Consider the following 17,915-nt stretch of genomic DNA (forward strand, 5'->3'; position numbering starts at 1 on the left):
GAGCCCGGCGATCTCCCACCTCTCGCAAAAAAATGGAGCCGGCGAAGGCCCCCGCCCTCGCCGGCTCCACCTCATCGCCTTTTCACCCCCGATGCCGGGTCCTTGCTGCATCCGCCGCTATGAAATGCGCAGGCACCCCGCCGTCCCGCACCAGCCTTGCAAGGTGCGACTGGAGCCCCGAGCCTTCGCAGACCACCGCTTCAACGGGATGAAGCCGCATCATCGCCTCGTTGCGCGCAAAGCCCGCGCGCTTGCCCAGGCGCCGGTCGAGCGTGAACGCCACCAGCCTGATCCCCGAGCGGGCCGCCCATGCCGCCGCTATCGCATCGCAGCCCTTGTCCTGTGCGGTCGTGGCGAGGATCATCGCCGGAATACGGGTGCGGATCGCTTCGAGTTCGCCCCAGATCCGGGCATGGTCTTCCCAGATCTGCCCGCCTGAGAAGAGCACGATCGGTCCGCTCGGCGCCTGCGCCTCGATGCGCCGCTGCCGCCGCGCGGCGAGGAAATCGGCAGCCGCAATCACCGAGGCCGTGCGCTTGCCCGAAGTGAGCGTGGCGCGCGGCGCCGACCACGGATGGCCGGTCTCGGCATGGAACATCTGCGCTGCGTGGTCGCGCATGCAGGCTACCGCCTCCACCGCCTCGTCGAGACCATGACAGAGCGTCTGCACCTCCTCGATCTCCGCCGTAGCAATCTCGCTGCCGTCGTTTTCGCGTACGAGATCGCGGAGCTTGCGCGCTGCGTGGTCCGCCTCGCCTTCGAGGCTACTCGCGACCTTGTGGAAGCTGTGCACGACGCCCCATGCGATGCGCTCGCCGAGACGCTCGAGGCGGGTATCGCGCAGAACATCGAAGAGCGTCGTCGCCATCATCTCGATCGCCAGCTGCACCTCCCGGCCGTCGGGCATCTCGGTGTTGACGCATTCATCGCTCGCGGCAAGCCGCACTTCGCATGCGCCTTCGGCAAAAGCTGCTGCGAAGCTGTCGGCCGGTTCGGTCGTATCTTCGGCGAGCAGGTCGGCAATCTCGGTGAAGCTGCGGGAAATCCTTGAAGCCTTTGTCATCGAAACCTCCTTGTCTTGAAGAGGTCCCTTCATCGGCACGGGCTCCGAGCGGCGGGGTCAAGGATCGCGGGGCTTCAGCCCCGTGACCGCGCCAGCGGCGATGGGGGCAACGATTTTGCGAAGCAAAATGGTGGGGCCCCATCGTCCTTGAGGCCGCCGCGATCCCGTGCCACGCTTGAAGATCCTGAGAGAGATGGGAGAGCTGGCCCGAAGGGGGCTCAATGCCCCCTGAGGGCCAATTCGGCAGGGCACAACTGTCCTTCATAGAACAACGCGCCCACTTTCTTTTGAAAGCGGGCGCGCCTTTTCATTCACGAAGCCGGTGGGACGTAGGACTCGAAGGGATTACCCTCATGGAGGTGGCCGAAGGGCGTAAAGACGAACCCTTTCTCATCGTGCCCCACCGCGCAGATGACGTAGCGCCGCTCACCGGTCACCGCGCAGGTACACTCAAGAAGCGCGAGATGACCGTCGCGCGCGGCACGTTTCAGTGTGTCGAAGTTGCGCCGGAAGGTGCGGGGTATTGCCATGGCTTGTCCTCCCTCAGGCTACGACGCGCAGGCGCGGCCTGTGCATTCCCGGTGGAACCGGATCGGCCGCCTGCCCACTCTTGCGAAAGGCATGGATTGGAATCCCGGCTTTCCTGAGAAGCTGATAGAGATTGGCCTGGAGACCCGAACCTTCGCACAGCACCGCCTCGACCGGTTGCAGCTCGACAAGCTTGCGGTTGCGGGTGAAGGCGACCTTGCGCCCCGAACCGTAGAGCCCGTAGGCTACCAGCGGCACGCCAACTTCCGGCCTTGCCGCCCATGCAGCCGCTATCGCATCTGCACCCTTGCGCTGCCCCGTCGTCACCAGCGTCATCGACGGGATGCGGGTGCGGATCTGGTCGAGCCGGTCCCAGATCGGCTCCCAGTCATGCCACTGCGCCGGGCCGGAAAAGACCACGATGGGGCCTTGCGGCATATGCTTCTCTCGCGCGATCAGCGCACGCTGGCGAAGGAAGTCCTGCGCCGCGATCTGGCTGGCCGATGAGGCTGGTGACACTCTGCTTCCGCGCGCGGGGGACCAGGGCCATCCCGACAGCGCGCGGTAAGTCTCGGCCGCATAATCGCGCATGCATTCGAGCGCCTCACGCTGCTCGGCCATCGACCGGCAAAGGAGTTGCTTCTCTTCAAGCTGACCGGTGAAGACTTCGCTCATGTCAGGGGACCGGGCCATTTCGCCAATCTCGTCCGCCAGCGCGTCCTCGCGCCGCTCAAGCTTGCTGGCAACGAAGTGGAAGGAATTGACGAAGCCCCATGCAAGGTCCGCTGCAAGCGGCTCGAGACGGGTTCCGGTGAAGAGATCGAAGATGGTCGCGATGATACCGCCACAGTCGGCCTGCGCGGCCAGCGGCTCGGGCATCTCGTGCTCGGCAGGGTCATCCCCGGGCTCCGCGATCGAGAGCGGCATGGGATCTCCAAAAGCCGCGCGAAACTCGGGTGTAGCAGTCATTTCGGCATAGAGGGTCTTGAGATCGGCGAAGCGATCGATGGACGAAGAACGGGACATCGCGTGTCTCCCGCAGTTGGTAGGAGGGGAAAACCGGGGGACGCATAAAGTGCGCCCCCCGGCTGCGAACGGGTGCTCAGAAGGCGATCTCGTCGTCGAGTTCCTCGCCGAGGCTGCCCGAGAGCGAACCATCGCCATCCGCCGTGCTGTCACCGAAACCGCCTCCGGCGCTGCCCTCGCTTCCACCCTCATAATCGCGCCGACCGGTCCGTGTCGCGGACCCGAAGTCGTCGCGGCGCTGGGGCCGACGCCATGCGACGCGCAGGCCTTCCTGCTCGGTGCCGAAGAGCGCGATCGGGAGCGGTTCGGGAAGGCTGGGATCGTCGATCGAGCCCTGGAGGAAGGCTTCCCCCGTGGTATTGCGGGCGACGGCCTCCCAAAGCGCCCCGATCTGGACCCAGCGATTACCGACATTGAGCGCGACGATCTCGTAGATCGGGGCGCGATCGTTCTCGCTTTCGATCGGCCGCAAACCGAGGTGGGGCAGATCAATGGTCCGGGTCGCGATCGAACCCATGAGACGACCGTTGCGGAGCTGGAATTCACCAATGTTCATCTGACTTCTCCTTTGACACTGCCGCTTTCGGAAAATCCCGAAGCGACACCTTCAAAGGTCCCCCTCTTCTCCCATTCCCGACCTCGCCGGGTTCTTCCCGGCTAGCGTGCGAGGCCAATTCCCGCGCCCCATTCCTCCCGAGCTAGCGATGCGGGACGCATCGCGTAGATAGAGCGCGGGACACGCGGCAGAGGGTATCCGCCACACCGCCCTTCCCTGGCGATCGGGATGAACATGGGTGCCAGTACTTCTACAGTAAATGGCTTCGAACACTCTTTGCCGTCCTTCAGGACGCCGCCAGGCGGGAGCGGCACCGCGAACACAGGATGAAGGACGGACACATATCTGATCCGGAGGATGTTCCCGGATCCACAACTGTCCACTAGTGAAAGTCTTCGACAAAGAAGGCAGATTAGCGCTCCGTTGATCGCCTGCTCCGCAGACCTGAGATAAAGTCCGGGGCAACGGTACCGAGTTTAACATTGGACTTTACATGACCGGCCACAAGGCCGACAAGCGCCCTTCTATCCTCCCCAAGAAAGGGAAATTCTTCATGGCCGAGACCGAGCAGCCAGAACTGGCACGCCTTACCGTAGAATTGCTGAGCGCTTATGTCGCCAACAATCCGGTGCCCAGTGACAACCTCGCTGCACTGATAGAAACCACCCGCGCAGCGCTAGCCGGGGACGTCACTGCGAAAGCGGAAACGCAGAACGAATATAGCCCTGCAGTATCGATCGAAGAGAGCCTGGCCTCGCGAGATCACATCCTCAGCCTGATCGACGGCAAGCCCTATAAGGCCCTGAAGCGCCATCTCTCCAACAACGGCCTCAGCCCGGAGGAGTACCGCGCGCGCTACAAGCTGCCTGCGGATTACCCGCTGGTCGCGCCCAGCTATTCCGACAAGCGCCGCGCGTTTGCCAAGGCGAGCGGCCTCGGCGGTCGTACTGCCGCGCCGGAGACGGCACCCGCAGCGAAGACTCCGGCACCCAAGGCCGGCGCAGTTAAAGTCGCCGCCAAGGCCGACACCTCTGCTTCCTCGGGCGCCGGGAAGACAGCAAAGACGACAAAGGTAACCAAGCCCAAGGCGGCACCGGCAAAGGCGCCAGCAAAGACGCCCCCTGTCCCGGCTGCCACGACGACGCCGACTGTCGAGGCGGCCCCTGGCAAGACTGCTGCAGCCAAAGCACAGGCGGCTGCACCGGCTGCGGAAAAGCAAAAGGCCCCCGCCAAGACGCCCGCGCGCCGCATGGCGCGTCCCAAGACCACCGAAACCGCACAGCCGAGCACCGCAGCGGCCCCGGCCCCCGCGCCCAAGGCCCGCAAGACGCTTGGCATTGCTTTGCCTTCGGCAGAGACCAGCGCTGCTACTGCTCAGACGGCAAACGCTGCAGCGCCTGCCAAGAAAGCCGCTGCGAAGACTGCCCCGGGTAAGTCGGCCGCTGCCAAAGTGGCTCCCAAGTCCAAGCCGAACTCGGTGAAGTCGGCCAAGGCCGCTTCCAAGGCAAAAACGGCAGGGAAGGCAGAGCCCGAAACCGGCACTGCCTCTGTAGCAGTGAACGAGGTGGCGCCCGCAACCGGCGGCTGAAACTCCTGATCTACGGTACGGACAGGTTCGCGGCAGCTCTGGGGAAGCGCTGCTGCGGATTTGTCCTACCGGTGACGGCACCATAGACCGCTCGGCACGACCGCCAAAGACAAGAACCGACCATTGCCCACTGGGCCCCAATCGGGCATCTTTGTCAGGAATGGCCTGTTCACCAGCTAAAAGGTTTTGTTCAAAAGCAACTTTGGCTGGCCCAGCCCTTTCGGCTGTGGGAGCAGGCAGAATGGAAAAGGAACAGTCGATCACTATCGTGCAGCGTCAGCGGGCTGCCACAACTGCTCTGCTGGGTGTCAGCGCGTCGAGCCCCGACTTCACCAAGTGGAAGCGTGATACCGAGATCGCGATCGAACGCATGTTTGGTGCTTAGACCCGAAACCTCCACGATTTCAAAAGGGTCGGATACTCGGCGGCCATGTTCATGACCGACACGCCTGACCGGGAGTTCGCGAAAGCGTATCGCAGTGGTCTGGAACATGCCGCGGCGGTGCTGGATCCGGTGGTTTGCGAGATCGAAGAGTGTAGCCTCGGCGATGATGCGGCGGAAAACGCGCCCGATCGGTTGGCCCCGATCGAAAAGCTCTGCCTGCGCTTTCACACCGCCGCCTGCCAGCTGCAGAACCGGCATGGAGATCGCGGCGCGCTCACTATCAATGACGAATATGACGTACAGGATCTCCTGCACATGATCCTTGGCCTGCACTTCGGCGATGTCCGGCCCGAGGAATATTCGCCAAGCCAACCCGGTGCGCCCTAGCTGGTCGAATTCTTACTGAAGGACAAGCAGATCGTCATCGAAGTCAAGAAAACACGGGCCTCGATGAAAGCAGAGGATCTCGGCGAGGAATTGATCATCGATCGCGCGCGCGACGAGCGCGATTCCGATTGCCAGACCCTCGTCTGTTTCGTCTACGACCCGAAGAGGGAGGATAGGCAATCCCGCCAGCACCGAGCGCGATCTCGAAAGACACGGCGGCAACCTGAAGATGCGCGTGATCATCGCTCCCAAGAAATTACGGGCAACAATGGTCGAGGAGAAGCCTCAAGCCCCGACTGTGAGTAAACCGCAAGGTAGGGGTCATGGGCCGGCTCGCCGTACCTCCCGGAAGAAGTGCTTGATCCGCCACCAGATGCGAGCGCCGCAGCAGATCACGAGCACATGATCGGCGGCAATCGCCAGTCAGAAGCGATGATCCAAGGATTTGCAGGGTCGTGCTTTGGGCTACCGCATTTCATTCAGGCCTCAGGTCGTCTGAAACCTGGTAGATCGGCGCGCTTCGTCACTGCTGTTCGGTGCGCGGCGGATCGTGCACAGTTTACGAGCGCCCTGCCACAGTTCTGCGGCCCCCCCTGAGCGAAGGCCACCTGCCTGCCGGTGGGCACTGACCAGGGCTTCAGCGGCGTCTTCTGCATCGAAGTCCAGGCGCAGCGCGCCCGCGTTCCCGTCGTCCGGGAACTTCAGCGTGTAGATGCTCATTCAAACTCCTCCAGTCGCCTCGGTCGGTTTGCCGACCTGACAGCGACAGGGGCACATAGCATTGTGCTGCGTCAAATTCGCGACAATTCCACCGATCCATCCGAAATGGCGGCGTCAACGTCACGCGATATGCCCCGAGTAATCTAAAATTCCGCTTACCAGAGGGCAACTCCAGATCAACCAAGCGACCAGCGATGCTTAGCCTCAGGAGAGGAAGGGGCGCATGGGTACTCCTCGAACCCACAAACCGTGAGGCTACGGGTCTCGATCAGAAGGCGAAAGAAAGTTGGTCAGGATGGGGCACGCGCCGGCGCGACCCGCGTTCCCGCACATTGTCCTGGTCGACCGCGCCGAAAGTCACCTTGATCATATTGAGCGCCCGCGAATTGACCGCGACCGATGCCTCAAGGCGGCGTACCGAACGAGCCGGATCCCGATATCCGATCGCTTTGCCAAGCTCGACTTCGGTCAACTGCTGGTTCTTGCAAGCTGCAGCCAGTTCGACCCCGGTCATTCGGCGTGACAGGATCGTGACCGAAAACGAGGGCGGGTCCGGGCTCGAGCGAGCGCGTGCTTCTAATGGCGGCGCAGTCTCGGTGCTAACCATCACGCGCCCGTTATCCACCGGTTATCCCGGCTTTATCGACAACACGATTCCGGCCTAACCAATCGGAAGACATGGCTTTTGCGACACGATAGACGTCGTAGCTGTCGACCAACTTAAGCCTTTCCGAGCTGGCCCTCTGGGTGTCCGCTCCCGCCAGAACCTTGCAGATCTCGGCTTTGCACGATTTTTAATCCGAAACCGGCCTTCCCCGGCCCGCTCCATCTCAGCCATTGAAACCTTCGCGCCGCTATTGCACTTGGTTCTCATAATCAGCTTTTTCGGATGCGGAGGATTTAGTTTGAGCCGGATAAAATTGGTTGGAGGCCCTTGCGATGGGGCCGGCCTGAACGGTGAATTCGATGACGAATTGCGGATGGTGTGGACCCGTGAGGGGTACGCTCGGTGGACGCAGCCTAACGAGCCGATGATACCGAATGAACTTTATCGACGATCACTTCGCAGCCGCGACAAGTTCGTCTGGCAACCATAATCGCCCGCATACCACCCGCTCGCGACTAAATCCGGACATACCGTGAGCGCCGGTGGGTTCAATGGGTGGCGGCAACACAAGCTTGAAACCGCTCGGCGGGGGTTTGGTATTCGAGCGATTTCCTTGGTCTTTCGTTGAGTTGCTTGGCAACGGCACTTAGCTTGGCCTGGCTATATAGGGACAGATCGGTGCGCTATGCATGCTGCGGTCGGTGCCTTTGGGAAAGTACTGGCGCAATAGCCCGTTGGTATTCTCGTTGGAGCCGCGTTGCCACGGGCTTTGCGGGTCGCAGAAGTAGACCTGCACGCCGGCGTCGAGTTTCAAGCGAGCATGCTGAACCATCTCCGCGCCCTGATCCCAAGTGAGCGATCGTCGCAGCTCTCGGGGGAAGGTGGTGATGGTGCGGGAGATGGCATCCCGCACCGCCTCGGCACCGTGTCCGGCCAGCGCTGGTCCGTTCTTGATCCCCGGGGGCAGCACCGTAGCCTTCCATGCGCAGCAGGTGCAGTAACATCGTGAAGCGTGCGGTGCGTTCTACCAGCGCGCCGATCGCCGAGCTGCCGATCCCGAGGATAAGGTCGCCTTCCCAGTGACCCGGTACGGCCCCCTCGTCGGCTTCAGCAGGACGCTCGCTGATCATGATCTCAGGTGACACGAAGCCTTTGCCGCGCTGGCCAACACGCGCTCGAGGCACACGTAGAGCACGTCCGCTACGCAGACGTGCGGTAAGATCACGGCGCAGGGCCCCGCGGCCTTGTACGAACAGCGCCTGATATATGGCTTCGTGACTGATGCGAATGCTGTGGTCATCCGGAAAGTCGATGGGCAGACGCCTGGCAATCTGTTCCGGACTCCATGCCTTTGACCAGCGCCGGTTCCGCCGCGGCCCATGTCGCCGCCCCTTCCAGGAGACCGTGGGTCCGGTGACAGGCTTATCTCCGGGCTTGGCAACTGCCCCGCTCAAACGGTCTTCGACCCAGCACCGTAGAGTGTCGTGGGCCGCGAGCTTAGCGACCTTCGGTCGGCGCGCTGCGCGTTCGGCATGCCACTGAGCTGTCGTCGCACGATATTCGAAATTGCCAATACGGGTCGCCGCGTTGCGCCGGATCTCGCGGGAAACCGTCGAGGCTGCTCTACCGAGCCGGCGCGCGATCTCACACACGCTATGCCCCTGGACCAGTAGCAACGCGATTTCTTCTCGTTTCGTCAGTGACAAATACCTGCCCGACAAGGGCTTAGCCGAACGCCTGAACTCCGCTGGTGACATACCGCCTGCCTCCCGAAACTAACGGCTTCCAACCGGTTGTGACAATCCAGCTTTGGCCGCTGCTACCTCGGCTCATTCCGGCAGCAACATACTCCCAGAACATCGCACGCTCATGCCGCTGGGCAACCGGTGGCCTGCCAGGCGACCGCAGTTGCGATCGCGTGCACCGATCTGAACGTCGCTTCTTGATATCCATCGCCTGCCTCACCTTTTGAAGCGCTGCGACGACCGGTTGAATCCGCCGCCATTCCCGGACCAATTCGGCGACGTCGGCTAAATCCTGAACCTGACGCTCGCGGTAATTGCTGCCATCTTCCAATCAATCCGACCAGGAACCGGCGGGGCACCACCATTCCGGGCATAGCGAATTCAAGACGCGTATGCGTGACGCAGCTAGCGCTATCCACGAACTCTCCCGTAGCGGCGCGCCGCACTTTACAGCGAAAATCGACATCTCGTCCCGGAAACCTGTCCCCCTTTGCGACGTACCTTTAACCCGGCGCTGATGTGTTCACTTGTGCAATCGTTGACTCGCTTGCGCAGTGTAAAGAGATTTTTCATTTCGAGGGGACGGGGCGGATGCCGTTAGGCAAGGTTGTGTTTTTCAACGCGCGGAAAGGGTACGGCTTCATCGCGGCTGAAAATGGCGGGGCGGATTGCTTCGTACACATAGCGGCGGTGATCTCTTCGGGAATTTGGAATCTCGAGGCTGGGCAAGCGATCGGATACGACCTACTTGTCGCCCGCAACGGCAAAGTTTCTGCTGTAAACTTGTTTCGCTCCGCGCGGTCGTAAGGGCGCGCGATCCTAGGTGAAGATTTCGGAATAACGGAACGGGGCCTTATTGCTGGGTGCTCGATCCGGTTGATCGAACCCGCCCGTTCATTGCTGCGCACTCGCCTGGGGACCCTTATTGGCCTTGAACACCAACGCCGGGCCCAATCCGATATGATGAGCCAGCCTTACACAGACGCGCGTTCCAGGCGGAAAGCGAGAGGCATATCCAATAGAGCTAAGCCAAATTGATTACGCCAAATGGCTAGGTTGTATACAACCATTAGGTGGTTTATCGAGAAAGACTATCATATTGATAGTTATATTTGATAAAGACTCGATCCGTCAGTGCGGAGATAGAGTATGTCATCCGATCAATTAATTTGCCCAAGTGCTCGATCCCAGAATGGATCAAGCCTGATAGGCGTAGTCGGCGGAAATGGGATCGTTGACTACTTAGGGAAACCTTGGCCGATTGATCGAGATTTTGTTGATGCTACTGAAATGTCGGAAGCCAAAGGCCGGCATTTTCGGTTTGCAGCGACGTGCATTGAAGCCAAATGCGTTCATTTTTCCAATTCCCGATGCGGCGTTAGCGACGCAATGCTGGTGCATTTGGCGGAGCAAGCAAGCTTGCACACCCCAAAATGTGGGATCAGATCACAATGCAGGTGGTTCGCCCAAAACGGATTGCAGGCCTGCAAAGTTTGCTCACTCGTAATTACAGAAGTTGTGTGAGCCGACCCGAATAAAAGGCCTGTGGATGTATGGAGGATTAGATGGCTAATCTCGTTCAACGCCGCGGATCCAGATTCGTGGTCGATTTCGGCGAAGTCGAGCTTCCATTGGAGATCGCTAAAGATCTTGACACCGAGATCCAAGCTCTTGCGTTACGGACGCTTGCGCGAACTAGCCCGAAAGGGCCCTTCAGCTTTGGCAGGCTTCCGATTGGCATATGGGGCATGATTTTTTCTGACTGGAATCCTGATTGGTTCAGTGCCGCACAACATGGCGAAGCTCCAGAAATCAGTTTCGAAGATCATAACATAATCGTCGAAGCGGGTATGACGCACGCGCTTGCGCTTACGCGGATTTTCTCCGCTGATCGGAGAGCTGGCAAGGAGATATCCGAGGAAGCCTTGATCGGCGCATTGGCTCGACTTCCATCCCTGGACGAGCGTGCCCGGCGATCATCCTTGAATGTATTGAAGCACATGCAAGGTCGAGGCGGAGACGTGACCTTGAATGCAAAAACAAAGCAAGTATTGGCGGGGATCGAGCGCCAGATTGATGCGTGCGACGGCGCTGATGATCTCGACAAATTGCTATCTGGTCTGATGAGCGACAAAACCAATGATCAGATTGAAGGATTGTCGACCGGCCTGGGAACCGCAATCGCCATTCTCCGGTCGGGCCGATCTTCAATCTACTCTCCTGACAATCCCTTTTACGAAATCCTTGGCGCGGGAATACAGGGAACGGCGATTGCGAGGGAAGGAAATCAAGATACGAAAGATGTGATCAAAGCCGATGCTAAAGGTGCAGTGGCCGGCGGCGTGTCTGGTGGTGTAGCTGGCGGACCTGCCGGCGCAGTAGTAGGTGCTATCGCAGGGTCAGCGGGCAAGTCGTTGGCAAAAGCTCTGTCAAAAGTATGGGATTCTATATTTAGTTAAGAAATGACAGCTATCGGAAGTTGGGCTACTCCCGATAAACTGCGGACGCTCCAGCAGCTTCCGACCAGCAATTGCCGTCGTGCCGCACAAGCGCGAACGGCGGCTATTCCGTGGACCAGCCATCCGGGAAACTCGATCTCGCAGAGCAGCAACTGCCTGCGCATCACCTTTATTCTGAGGCTGGCTCAGCCATTCTGACACATTTCGCGGTTCAGGGGTGTGCAAGGTCAACTTATTAGGTTGTGGCTAGATTAGCGGCTGCGAGATAGGCGTGGCAGGCTTGAGGCAGTTCGCGGCGCAGGCGAGCGAAATTCTCTTCCGAAGGCTCCGCCTCCATGACGACGCGCACCGAACCGCCCAGCAGCGCCGCGAGCATGAAGGCGACGGACGAACGGTCGGCGAAGCGCGCATCTTCGGCGCTGGCAAGGAGCGCGTCGATCGCCTCCGTCATGCAGCGCGCCGCGCGGCTCATGAGTTCAGACAGGTCGAATTCGGCGGCGATGCCGTAAATGGCGCGGGACACGACCATGTCCGCCATTTTCGCGTCAAGCCAGGCAGTGGCCAATCCATTCGCGATCGCTTTGAGGTCGCATCCCATTAACCGCGTAGCTGCATCCCGCATGGCCGTCTCGATGAGATCGAACTGGCGCTCCACCAGCGCAAAAAGCAACGCCTGCTTGTGCGGATAATATTGGTACATTGTCCCTACCGAGACACCCGCCCGCTCCGCCACGCGGGTGGTGGTAAGGCGTCCCACTCCGCCGGCCAGCAAAACCTGAATGGTCGCCACGTGAATCGCCTCGATCGTCACGGCGGATCGCGCCTGTTGCGGCGCTTTGCGGGGTTTGAGCAAGGCAGGCGACGGACGAGTCATATGCGAATACCAAAACTGAAGAACCCTTCATATCTAGGGGGTTCCCACGCTTCCCTGCAAGGAATTTACGATGAAGACCGTCCTCATCACCGGCTGCTCCACTGGCTTCGGTCGCGATACGGCCCTCCATTTCCTCGATCACGGTTGGCGCGTCTTCGCCACCATGCGCGACCCTGCCGCCAGCACCTTGCCTACATCCGACCACTTGCGCGTCCTGCCACTAGACGTCACGGATGCGGACAGCATCGCGGCTGCGATCGCCGAGGCCGGGCCGATCGACGTTCTGGTTAACAATGCCGGCGCGGGTTGGCTGAACGCGCTGGAAGGCACGCCTCTGGAAACGGTGCGCGATCTCTTCGAGACCAACCTGTTCGGCACGATTGCGATGATGCAGGCCGTACTGCCGGAAATGCGTGCGCGGCGCTCGGGCGTGATCGTGAACGTTAGTTCCAGCTCGCTCTACAAGCCCTTGCCTTTGCTTTCCGTCTACCGCGCCAGCAAGGCGGCCCTGAACGCCCTTACCGAATCCGCCGCACACGAGCTCTCGCCGTTTGGCATCAGCGTCCGGATCGTCATGCCCGGCATGGCGCCGTCGACCAGCTTTGGCGATACGGCGCGGAGCCGGATCATGGAGGATGGCGGCTTTCCGGAAGCCTACGCTGATTATGCGCAGCAGACACTGGCCGCGATGATGGAAGCAGCCGATGGTACGGTGACGGTAGGCCAGGATGTTGCGGATGCGGTGTTCCGCGCAGGGAACGATCCGGATTGCCCGGCCGTGCTGCCGGCTGGACCTGACGCCATCGCTTGGGCAAAGGAGGCGTGAGCTTCTGGGGCCGGAGGCCGGTGCCATTGAAAAACCGCTATTATGCCGGGCCGGTCTCCCCCCACTTTGACGGGCATCGTTTCCTGAATCCTGCGGGAGAACCGGAGACGGATCGGTCGCTCGGCGATATCATGCGCTGGTATCGCACCGCGGCTAAGGTCAGATGGCCGACATCCGTGCCGGTTTCCCCCGTCGTGCCGGAGGAGCGGGTGCCCGGGTTGCGGATCACCATGGTCGGCCATGCCTCGCTGCTGATCCAGACTGCCGGGTTCAACATCCTCACCGATCCGGTCTGGTCGGACCGCGCGAGCCCTTTGGCTTTCGCCGGGCCACGCCGCGTGACCGCGCCCGGCATAAGGATGGATGACCTGCCGCCCATCGATGCCGTCCTCTTGTCGCACAATCATTACGACCATCTCGACATAGCAACCTTGAGGGACCTGCAGGCTCGCCACGGCGCGCCGATCATCACGCCGCTGGGCAATGACAGCATCATCCATCGCCACATTCCGGGCGCCCGCGTCAAATCGGGGGACTGGTTCGACCGCTTCGAAATCGCGCCCGGCACGGAGGTAAATATCGTACCGGCCCTGCACTGGTCATCCCGCGGCCCCCGGGACCGTCGCATGGCGCTCTGGGGTGGCTTCATGCTGCGGTCAGCCGATCGGCTGATCTATTTTGCCGGAGACACCGGCTATGGCACGGGCGCGATCTTCCGGGATCTGCGCCTGCGGTTCGGGCCGGTCGATGTCGCCCTGCTACCCATCGGGGCCTATGAACCGCGCTGGTTCATGGCGGCGCAGCACACCGACCCTGACGATGCCATTCAGATCATGCTGGACCTGGAGGCTCGGGCGGCTGTTGGCATTCATTGGGGCACGTTCAAACTTACCGACGAAGCGAAAGACGACCCAGCGCTGCGCCTTGCCGCCGGTATGCAAACGCGTGGCCTGGAAGTTGGTACGTTTCTCGCGATGCGACCCGCCGAAACGATTGAATTCGAATGACCTGAGGTCGAACGTTAAATATTCCGACCCTGCATTGCGGATCGTGTATTTCCGGCAATTCGCGACCAGCTTACGCCATTCCAATTCGTATGCCGCAGTGGCGGCCTAAGCCGATACTGGTCGTCTGAAGGGGCGGCAAAAGCCGGGCAGGTACGCTGGCCCACGCGCTCCCCGGCGAAGCGAATTCGCGGATGGGAGGAAAGCGGAAATACCTGAGCGCAGATCATCATCCGAAGACAGGAAGGCCTTGCTTGAACCAAGCCCGCCTAATCATACCTTTCTCAACTTCATAGATGCCGATGACGTCGAGCTTCGCTCGACCCTCTGGAAAGTTACGCGTGACAATTTCCCGATCCACGACCATGCCGCCGACGGCAACGCGCGTGATGAGGTGAGCGAATAGGTCGGGTTCCTTGAACCGATCGATGTGACGGGCCCGGATCTGGTCCCAGCCTTTAGCGATTGTCTCTGAGGGCCATGCAAAGACCTCCGCATCGCTTGCCCAGAAAGACATAAATTTATCAATGTCGCGTGCATTATAAGCTTCGAGTTGCCGGCTTACGACTTCCGTGTTCTCCCTAGATTGACCATCGATCTCCAACGTAAATCTCCTTTCCACCGCCCAGCTCGAACGGGCGGCGATCAATGCGTCAAGATCTGAAGTTTCGCAACGTTGCCATGTCAGGATTGAAGACCTGCACCGACGGGCAGCGATCTGGTCCTTCCAGCCCGTAAGTTGAGATTTCGAAATCGGCTAGTCTTCGTCGCAGTTCTTTTCGCTCGTTAAAAAATGGCCGGTTTCAGCATAACCGGTCGTCTCAGCGGCGGCGGCAATCGGCAGTTATGTCCCATAACGTGGTCGTCAGCTTCAGAAAAGCCGAATACATGGTTCAAATCTGTCAGACAGTCTTCAAAGAATATTATGAGGCGCCAGTCCGCTAAAGCCAATCTTAATGGAGCATAGCTTGTAGGCCTTTGACTACGCAGTCGCGCGTGTCGACGGCTATACGCACCGCCAGACCGGTTTCTTGGGACATAAGCGATCCCAGCAGGGGGGAAAGTGCGCCACCGCCGGTCAGAACGATGCCGTCGACGAGAATGTCATGGCTAAGCTCCGGCGGGGTTTCGCTGAGAAGTTGACGCACAGCGTCAATGATGACGCGGAAATGCTTTTCCGCGACGAGATCGAGCTCCGTACTGGAAAGCGAGAGCGCCGCTGGCATTTGGGTGAGCAGACTGCGGCCCTTCACCTCAATGGATGCCGAACGGTCCGCGTTTTGCTTGACCTCGCTGTACTCTTCCATGACGCGCTCTGCGGTGAGATCGCCGATGAGCAATTTGTGCCGCAGGTGAAGGTCGTCAGCGATGGCGCGAGACAGCGATGCGCCGCCGACACGAACCGAGCGCGTCCGGCAAATACCGCCCAATGAGATGACGGCTACTTCGCTCGTCCCTGCACCGCATTCGACAATCATGGTACCGGCAGGACGCTCAATGGGAAGCTCGGCGCCGACCGCCGCCGCCAGAGGCTCGGGCACAAGCCGGACGGCGCCGATTCCCGCGTCACTCGTTGCAGTCAGCAGGGCCGCGCGTTCTGCCTGGGTAGCGTCCGCAGGTACTCCGATCAGGACGCGCGTGCCACCCAGACGCGTTCGCCCCATCGAACTGCGAAGCGCGTAGCGCAACATGTGCGTAGCGGCATCGATATCCTGAAGGACGCCGCGGCGAAGCGGGTGCTTGATCCGCATGTGGCTCGGCGTTCGGTCCAGCATCGCCCAGGCAGTCTTTCCAGCGGCGAGAAGTTGCTCCGCGCCGAATGGGCCTGTGAAGCAGCAAAGTGACGGCTCATCGAACAGGATGCCCTCGGAGCGATGAACGACGCGAACATTCGCCGTGCCGAAATCAATAGCAAACTCAGGCTTTTTCGAGGAGAACAAGGACATCATGCCCGCTCTGTAACATTCCGGCTGAAGATTGTCTTCATCATCCCGGCGCAAAGGCAAGCTTACCCAATTTGACGCGCCGCCGTAAGCAAGGCATGCTGCTGCGTCTATGCACGGACCACGTCGTCATATCCGGTTCGCCCATCACGGGGGACAGCTTCTCGCAGGCAACTAGCCCCGGGTTCGGTGCATCGCGCACCTGGCCCGGGGATGTCAAGAAAACGTCCGCTGCCTTGTGCAGCGACCACTCTCTTGCGGATAGCCAGCACCATGAATACCAGGATAACGGTCGAACGGCCGCCGATACACCTCATCGTCGATGAGGCCGATACTCTCACCAATCTGGCGCTGGCGGCCGAGCATCGCCATCCGGCCGTCGCTGAACTCCTCCTTGCGGAGTTGGCGCGCGCGACACTGCACGACGCCGGAACGCTTCCCCCCAGCACCGTTTCCATGAATTGCCACGTCGAATTCCTTGACGCGGCAAACGGTTCATCTCGCACCCTGCAACTGGTTTATCCGGGCGAAGCGGACATCGCTGCACATCGAATATCGATCCTCACGCCCGTCGGGGTTGGCCTGATCGGGTTGCAGCAAGGACAAGTCATTTCCTGGCCGGATCGCAGTGGTCGCGATCGCGAGCTTGCAGTCGTCAGAGTGACCGCAGCAAGTTCGGAGCAAGCTGCTGATACGGAACCTATTCTAGGGGCTGCATCATGACAGTGCCGGCCGCCGGTGGCATGATCGACGTGCTCGTGGACGTGTGCCTGCACCATGAGGCCTATGACTGTCACGCACGTTTCGAGGAGGCCGTGCGAAGCTGTCCCGGGGTCCGCGAATGCCTGTTCGTGAGCCAAGACATGTCCTATCGCCTGCGGATTCAGGTGCCCAGCCCGGAGAGTTTCGAGCTTCTTCGGTGTGCTTTAGTAGAACGGTTGCCGGGCGTGAAGCGCATGACCGCCACCTTCGTTTTGCGCGACGTCTTGTTAGAGCACGCTTGATATGCCTCATTCGCTCCCTCGACACCCAGCATATGCTGTTTCAAGCAGAAGTCTCTGAGGCTGCTACGGCAGCAAATGGGCCAGAAGCTGGCTGTATGATTTTCGAGGATAGCGGCTGCTCTGTCCCAATCCAAGGCGTCGGACGTCCGGATGAAAGCACCCGTTTGTGTCAGTTTACTTGGCGATTTTGAATTTTCAGTTCGACGGCCTGCCTCTCCATCGAGATTCTAGCAAAAGTGGAATGCGGAAAAAGACGCAGCGTCAAGGATCAAACCGCACAGACTGACTGTCCGGGATAGTCCCTTCAAAAATCCAACAATGACAAACTATGGGTAATAGAAGTATCTCGCGCATGAGGCCGGTACAGCTCTGCGTTACCGTCGATATCAATGCTTTTCTCATCCCTTTGATGAGCTATGAAGACCGCGATGACTGCTGTATCACATTCCATCAGCCAAGCGAACCTCAGGACGTTTGAGATGGCGTTGACCACTACGCAAAGATCAGTATTTGCACCAGACGCGCGGTTCTTTGTAATCACGGCGATCGTTATGGCGCTGATAAACGTAGGCGCTTTTTCGTTCTTTGCAATCATGGGCATATCGTCGTTCCAGGCGCCCGTTGCGGTACATGTTCACGCGATATTGTTCATGGGGTGGGTTTTGCTGTTCGTGTCTCAGGTCTCGCTTGGAGCGGCGGGATCACTGACCCTTCATCGCAAATTGGGCTGGCTGGCGGTAGGCTGGGCTTTGGCGATGGTCATCGTCGGCACCATGTCCACGATATGGAGCGCCCAAAAAGCTGCGGTGCCGTTCTTCTTCTTACCCGCGCAATTTGTATTGATGAACCCGTTAAGCGTGATACTGTTCGCGACGCTTTTGATTGGGGCCGTGGTCAAGCGGCGCGATCGCGAATGGCATCCACGCCTGATAATATGCGGCATGGCAGCGATCATGGGTCCATCTTTCGGACGGCTGCTACCCGCGCCCCTGCTTATGTACTCGATGCTGACTGCAGTCTTCATTGGCATGATCGCTTTTCCCGTAGCGGGCATCGTCCGGGACAAGCTGCGCTACGGCCGCGTCCATCCGGCGTGGTGGCTTGGCCTGGTTTCGCTCTTGTTGTTGCAACTGACGACCGAGACACTGGGCCGAAGCGCAATTGCAGAGGCAATCTACGCACGCGCCGTGATGGGAACGC

At 60.1% G+C, this 17,915-nt stretch carries 18 protein-coding genes and 2 pseudogenes; 10 read left to right on the forward strand and 10 right to left on the reverse strand.

The annotated features are described in order from the left end of the window. Nucleotides 1-82: 82 nt before the first annotated feature. From ACI3K3_RS09325 to ACI3K3_RS09340, 4 genes are all read right to left on the reverse strand, one after another. Complete coding sequence (locus tag ACI3K3_RS09325) at nt 83-1,063, reverse strand: DUF2493 domain-containing protein (protein WP_404913311.1); 981 nt, start codon at nt 1,061-1,063, stop codon at nt 83-85. Nucleotides 1,064-1,374: 311 nt separating this feature from the next. After that, a complete protein-coding gene (locus ACI3K3_RS09330; RefSeq protein ID WP_404913312.1) occupies nt 1,375-1,593 on the reverse strand; it encodes a DUF6117 family protein in 219 nt (72 codons plus the stop codon). 13 nt (nt 1,594-1,606) lie between these two features. Beyond that, a complete protein-coding gene (locus ACI3K3_RS09335) occupies nt 1,607-2,617 on the reverse strand; it encodes a DUF2493 domain-containing protein (RefSeq protein ID WP_404913313.1) in 1,011 nt (336 codons plus the stop codon). Nucleotides 2,618-2,693: 76 nt separating this feature from the next. After that, entirely contained in the window at nt 2,694-3,173 is a 480-nt protein-coding gene (locus tag ACI3K3_RS09340; RefSeq protein WP_404913314.1) for a DUF736 domain-containing protein, read from the reverse strand. Between the two features lie 553 nt (nt 3,174-3,726). Between ACI3K3_RS09340 and ACI3K3_RS09345 the strand changes: the two genes are divergently transcribed. From ACI3K3_RS09345 to ACI3K3_RS09355, 3 genes and pseudogenes are all read left to right on the forward strand, one after another. Beyond that, on the forward strand, nt 3,727-4,761 hold the full coding sequence (locus tag ACI3K3_RS09345) for a MucR family transcriptional regulator (protein ID WP_404913315.1): 1,035 nt from the start codon (nt 3,727-3,729) through the stop codon (nt 4,759-4,761). 241 nt (nt 4,762-5,002) lie between these two features. Continuing rightward, nucleotides 5,003-5,146 (forward strand): hypothetical protein, encoded by a 144-nt coding sequence (locus ACI3K3_RS09350; RefSeq protein WP_404913316.1) that lies wholly within the window; start codon nt 5,003-5,005, stop codon nt 5,144-5,146. 51 nt (nt 5,147-5,197) lie between these two features. After that, nucleotides 5,198-5,839, forward strand: a pseudogene (locus ACI3K3_RS09355) (hypothetical protein). A gap of 180 nt (nt 5,840-6,019) precedes the next feature. Here ACI3K3_RS09355 and ACI3K3_RS09360 read toward each other — a convergent pair. From ACI3K3_RS09360 to ACI3K3_RS09370, 3 genes and pseudogenes are all read right to left on the reverse strand, one after another. Continuing rightward, entirely contained in the window at nt 6,020-6,253 is a 234-nt protein-coding gene (locus ACI3K3_RS09360; RefSeq protein WP_404913317.1) for a hypothetical protein, read from the reverse strand. Between the two features lie 268 nt (nt 6,254-6,521). Next, nucleotides 6,522-6,767: a hypothetical protein gene (locus ACI3K3_RS09365; protein ID WP_404913318.1), complete on the reverse strand. Its 246-nt coding sequence runs from the start codon at nt 6,765-6,767 to the stop codon at nt 6,522-6,524. Nucleotides 6,768-7,408: 641 nt separating this feature from the next. Continuing rightward, nucleotides 7,409-8,813 (reverse strand): annotated as a pseudogene (locus ACI3K3_RS09370) (IS30 family transposase). 383 nt (nt 8,814-9,196) lie between these two features. Between ACI3K3_RS09370 and ACI3K3_RS09375 the strand changes: the two are divergent. Both ACI3K3_RS09375 and ACI3K3_RS09380 read left to right on the forward strand, forming a co-directional pair. Further along, the gene (locus ACI3K3_RS09375) at nt 9,197-9,412 is read left to right on the forward strand and encodes a cold-shock protein (protein WP_404913319.1); all 216 of its coding nucleotides are present in this window, start codon (nt 9,197-9,199) and stop codon (nt 9,410-9,412) included. Between the two features lie 758 nt (nt 9,413-10,170). After that, nucleotides 10,171-11,064 (forward strand): hypothetical protein, encoded by an 894-nt coding sequence (locus ACI3K3_RS09380; RefSeq protein WP_404913320.1) that lies wholly within the window; start codon nt 10,171-10,173, stop codon nt 11,062-11,064. Between the two features lie 235 nt (nt 11,065-11,299). Here ACI3K3_RS09380 and ACI3K3_RS09385 read toward each other — a convergent pair whose 3' ends face one another. Continuing rightward, the gene (locus tag ACI3K3_RS09385; RefSeq protein WP_404913321.1) at nt 11,300-11,875 is read right to left on the reverse strand and encodes a TetR/AcrR family transcriptional regulator; all 576 of its coding nucleotides are present in this window, start codon (nt 11,873-11,875) and stop codon (nt 11,300-11,302) included. 133 nt (nt 11,876-12,008) lie between these two features. Here ACI3K3_RS09385 and ACI3K3_RS09390 point away from each other — a divergent pair, with 133 nt between their 5' ends. Both ACI3K3_RS09390 and ACI3K3_RS09395 read left to right on the forward strand, forming a co-directional pair. Next, nucleotides 12,009-12,764: an SDR family oxidoreductase gene (locus tag ACI3K3_RS09390; RefSeq protein WP_404913322.1), complete on the forward strand. Its 756-nt coding sequence runs from the start codon at nt 12,009-12,011 to the stop codon at nt 12,762-12,764. Then, complete coding sequence (locus ACI3K3_RS09395) at nt 12,761-13,771, forward strand: MBL fold metallo-hydrolase (protein ID WP_404913323.1); 1,011 nt, start codon at nt 12,761-12,763, stop codon at nt 13,769-13,771. Before ACI3K3_RS09390 ends, ACI3K3_RS09395 begins: the two co-directional genes overlap by 4 nt. A gap of 226 nt (nt 13,772-13,997) precedes the next feature. On the opposite strand, the gene ACI3K3_RS09400 is transcribed toward ACI3K3_RS09395, so the two are convergent. Beyond that, nucleotides 13,998-14,372, reverse strand: a complete 375-nt coding sequence (locus ACI3K3_RS09400) for a nuclear transport factor 2 family protein (protein WP_404913324.1) — start codon at nt 14,370-14,372, stop codon at nt 13,998-14,000. A 349-nt stretch (nt 14,373-14,721) separates the two neighbouring features. After that, nucleotides 14,722-15,768, reverse strand: coding sequence for a rod shape-determining protein (locus ACI3K3_RS09405; protein ID WP_404913325.1), 1,047 nt, complete (start codon nt 15,766-15,768; stop codon nt 14,722-14,724). Nucleotides 15,769-15,984: 216 nt separating this feature from the next. On the opposite strand from ACI3K3_RS09405, the gene rnk reads away from it, so the two are divergent. From rnk to ACI3K3_RS09420, 3 genes are all read left to right on the forward strand, one after another. Further along, entirely contained in the window at nt 15,985-16,434 is a 450-nt protein-coding gene (rnk, locus tag ACI3K3_RS09410; RefSeq protein ID WP_404913326.1) for a nucleoside diphosphate kinase regulator, read from the forward strand. Next, the gene (locus ACI3K3_RS09415) at nt 16,431-16,715 is read left to right on the forward strand and encodes an Lrp/AsnC ligand binding domain-containing protein (protein WP_404913327.1); all 285 of its coding nucleotides are present in this window, start codon (nt 16,431-16,433) and stop codon (nt 16,713-16,715) included. Before rnk ends, ACI3K3_RS09415 begins: the two co-directional genes overlap by 4 nt. A gap of 416 nt (nt 16,716-17,131) precedes the next feature. Then, nucleotides 17,132-17,915, forward strand: a 784-nt coding sequence (locus tag ACI3K3_RS09420; protein ID WP_404913328.1) for a hypothetical protein, incomplete at its 3' end; no start/stop codon positions are given.

This window comes from Novosphingobium sp. ZW T3_23 (assembly GCF_044987305.1).
Taxonomy (GTDB): Bacteria; Pseudomonadota; Alphaproteobacteria; order Sphingomonadales; family Sphingomonadaceae; genus Novosphingobium.

Bases quoted from the DNA above. Each gene is read 5' to 3' on its own strand.
- ACI3K3_RS09325 (WP_404913311.1), bottom strand. From the start codon at position 1,063: ATGACAAAGGCTTCAAGGATTTCCCGCAGCTTCACCGAGATTGCCGAC.
- ACI3K3_RS09330 (WP_404913312.1), bottom strand. From the start codon at position 1,593: ATGGCAATACCCCGCACCTTCCGGCGCAACTTCGACACACTGAAACGT.
- ACI3K3_RS09335 (WP_404913313.1), bottom strand. From the start codon at position 2,617: ATGTCCCGTTCTTCGTCCATCGATCGCTTCGCCGATCTCAAGACCCTC.
- ACI3K3_RS09340 (WP_404913314.1), bottom strand. From the start codon at position 3,173: ATGAACATTGGTGAATTCCAGCTCCGCAACGGTCGTCTCATGGGTTCG.
- ACI3K3_RS09345 (WP_404913315.1), top strand. From the start codon at position 3,727: ATGGCCGAGACCGAGCAGCCAGAACTGGCACGCCTTACCGTAGAATTG.
- ACI3K3_RS09350 (WP_404913316.1), top strand. From the start codon at position 5,003: ATGGAAAAGGAACAGTCGATCACTATCGTGCAGCGTCAGCGGGCTGCC.
- ACI3K3_RS09360 (WP_404913317.1), bottom strand. From the start codon at position 6,253: ATGAGCATCTACACGCTGAAGTTCCCGGACGACGGGAACGCGGGCGCG.
- ACI3K3_RS09365 (WP_404913318.1), bottom strand. From the start codon at position 6,767: ATGACCGGGGTCGAACTGGCTGCAGCTTGCAAGAACCAGCAGTTGACC.
- ACI3K3_RS09375 (WP_404913319.1), top strand. From the start codon at position 9,197: ATGCCGTTAGGCAAGGTTGTGTTTTTCAACGCGCGGAAAGGGTACGGC.
- ACI3K3_RS09380 (WP_404913320.1), top strand. From the start codon at position 10,171: ATGGCTAATCTCGTTCAACGCCGCGGATCCAGATTCGTGGTCGATTTC.
- ACI3K3_RS09390 (WP_404913322.1), top strand. From the start codon at position 12,009: ATGAAGACCGTCCTCATCACCGGCTGCTCCACTGGCTTCGGTCGCGAT.
- rnk (WP_404913326.1), top strand. From the start codon at position 15,985: ATGAATACCAGGATAACGGTCGAACGGCCGCCGATACACCTCATCGTC.
- ACI3K3_RS09415 (WP_404913327.1), top strand. From the start codon at position 16,431: ATGACAGTGCCGGCCGCCGGTGGCATGATCGACGTGCTCGTGGACGTG.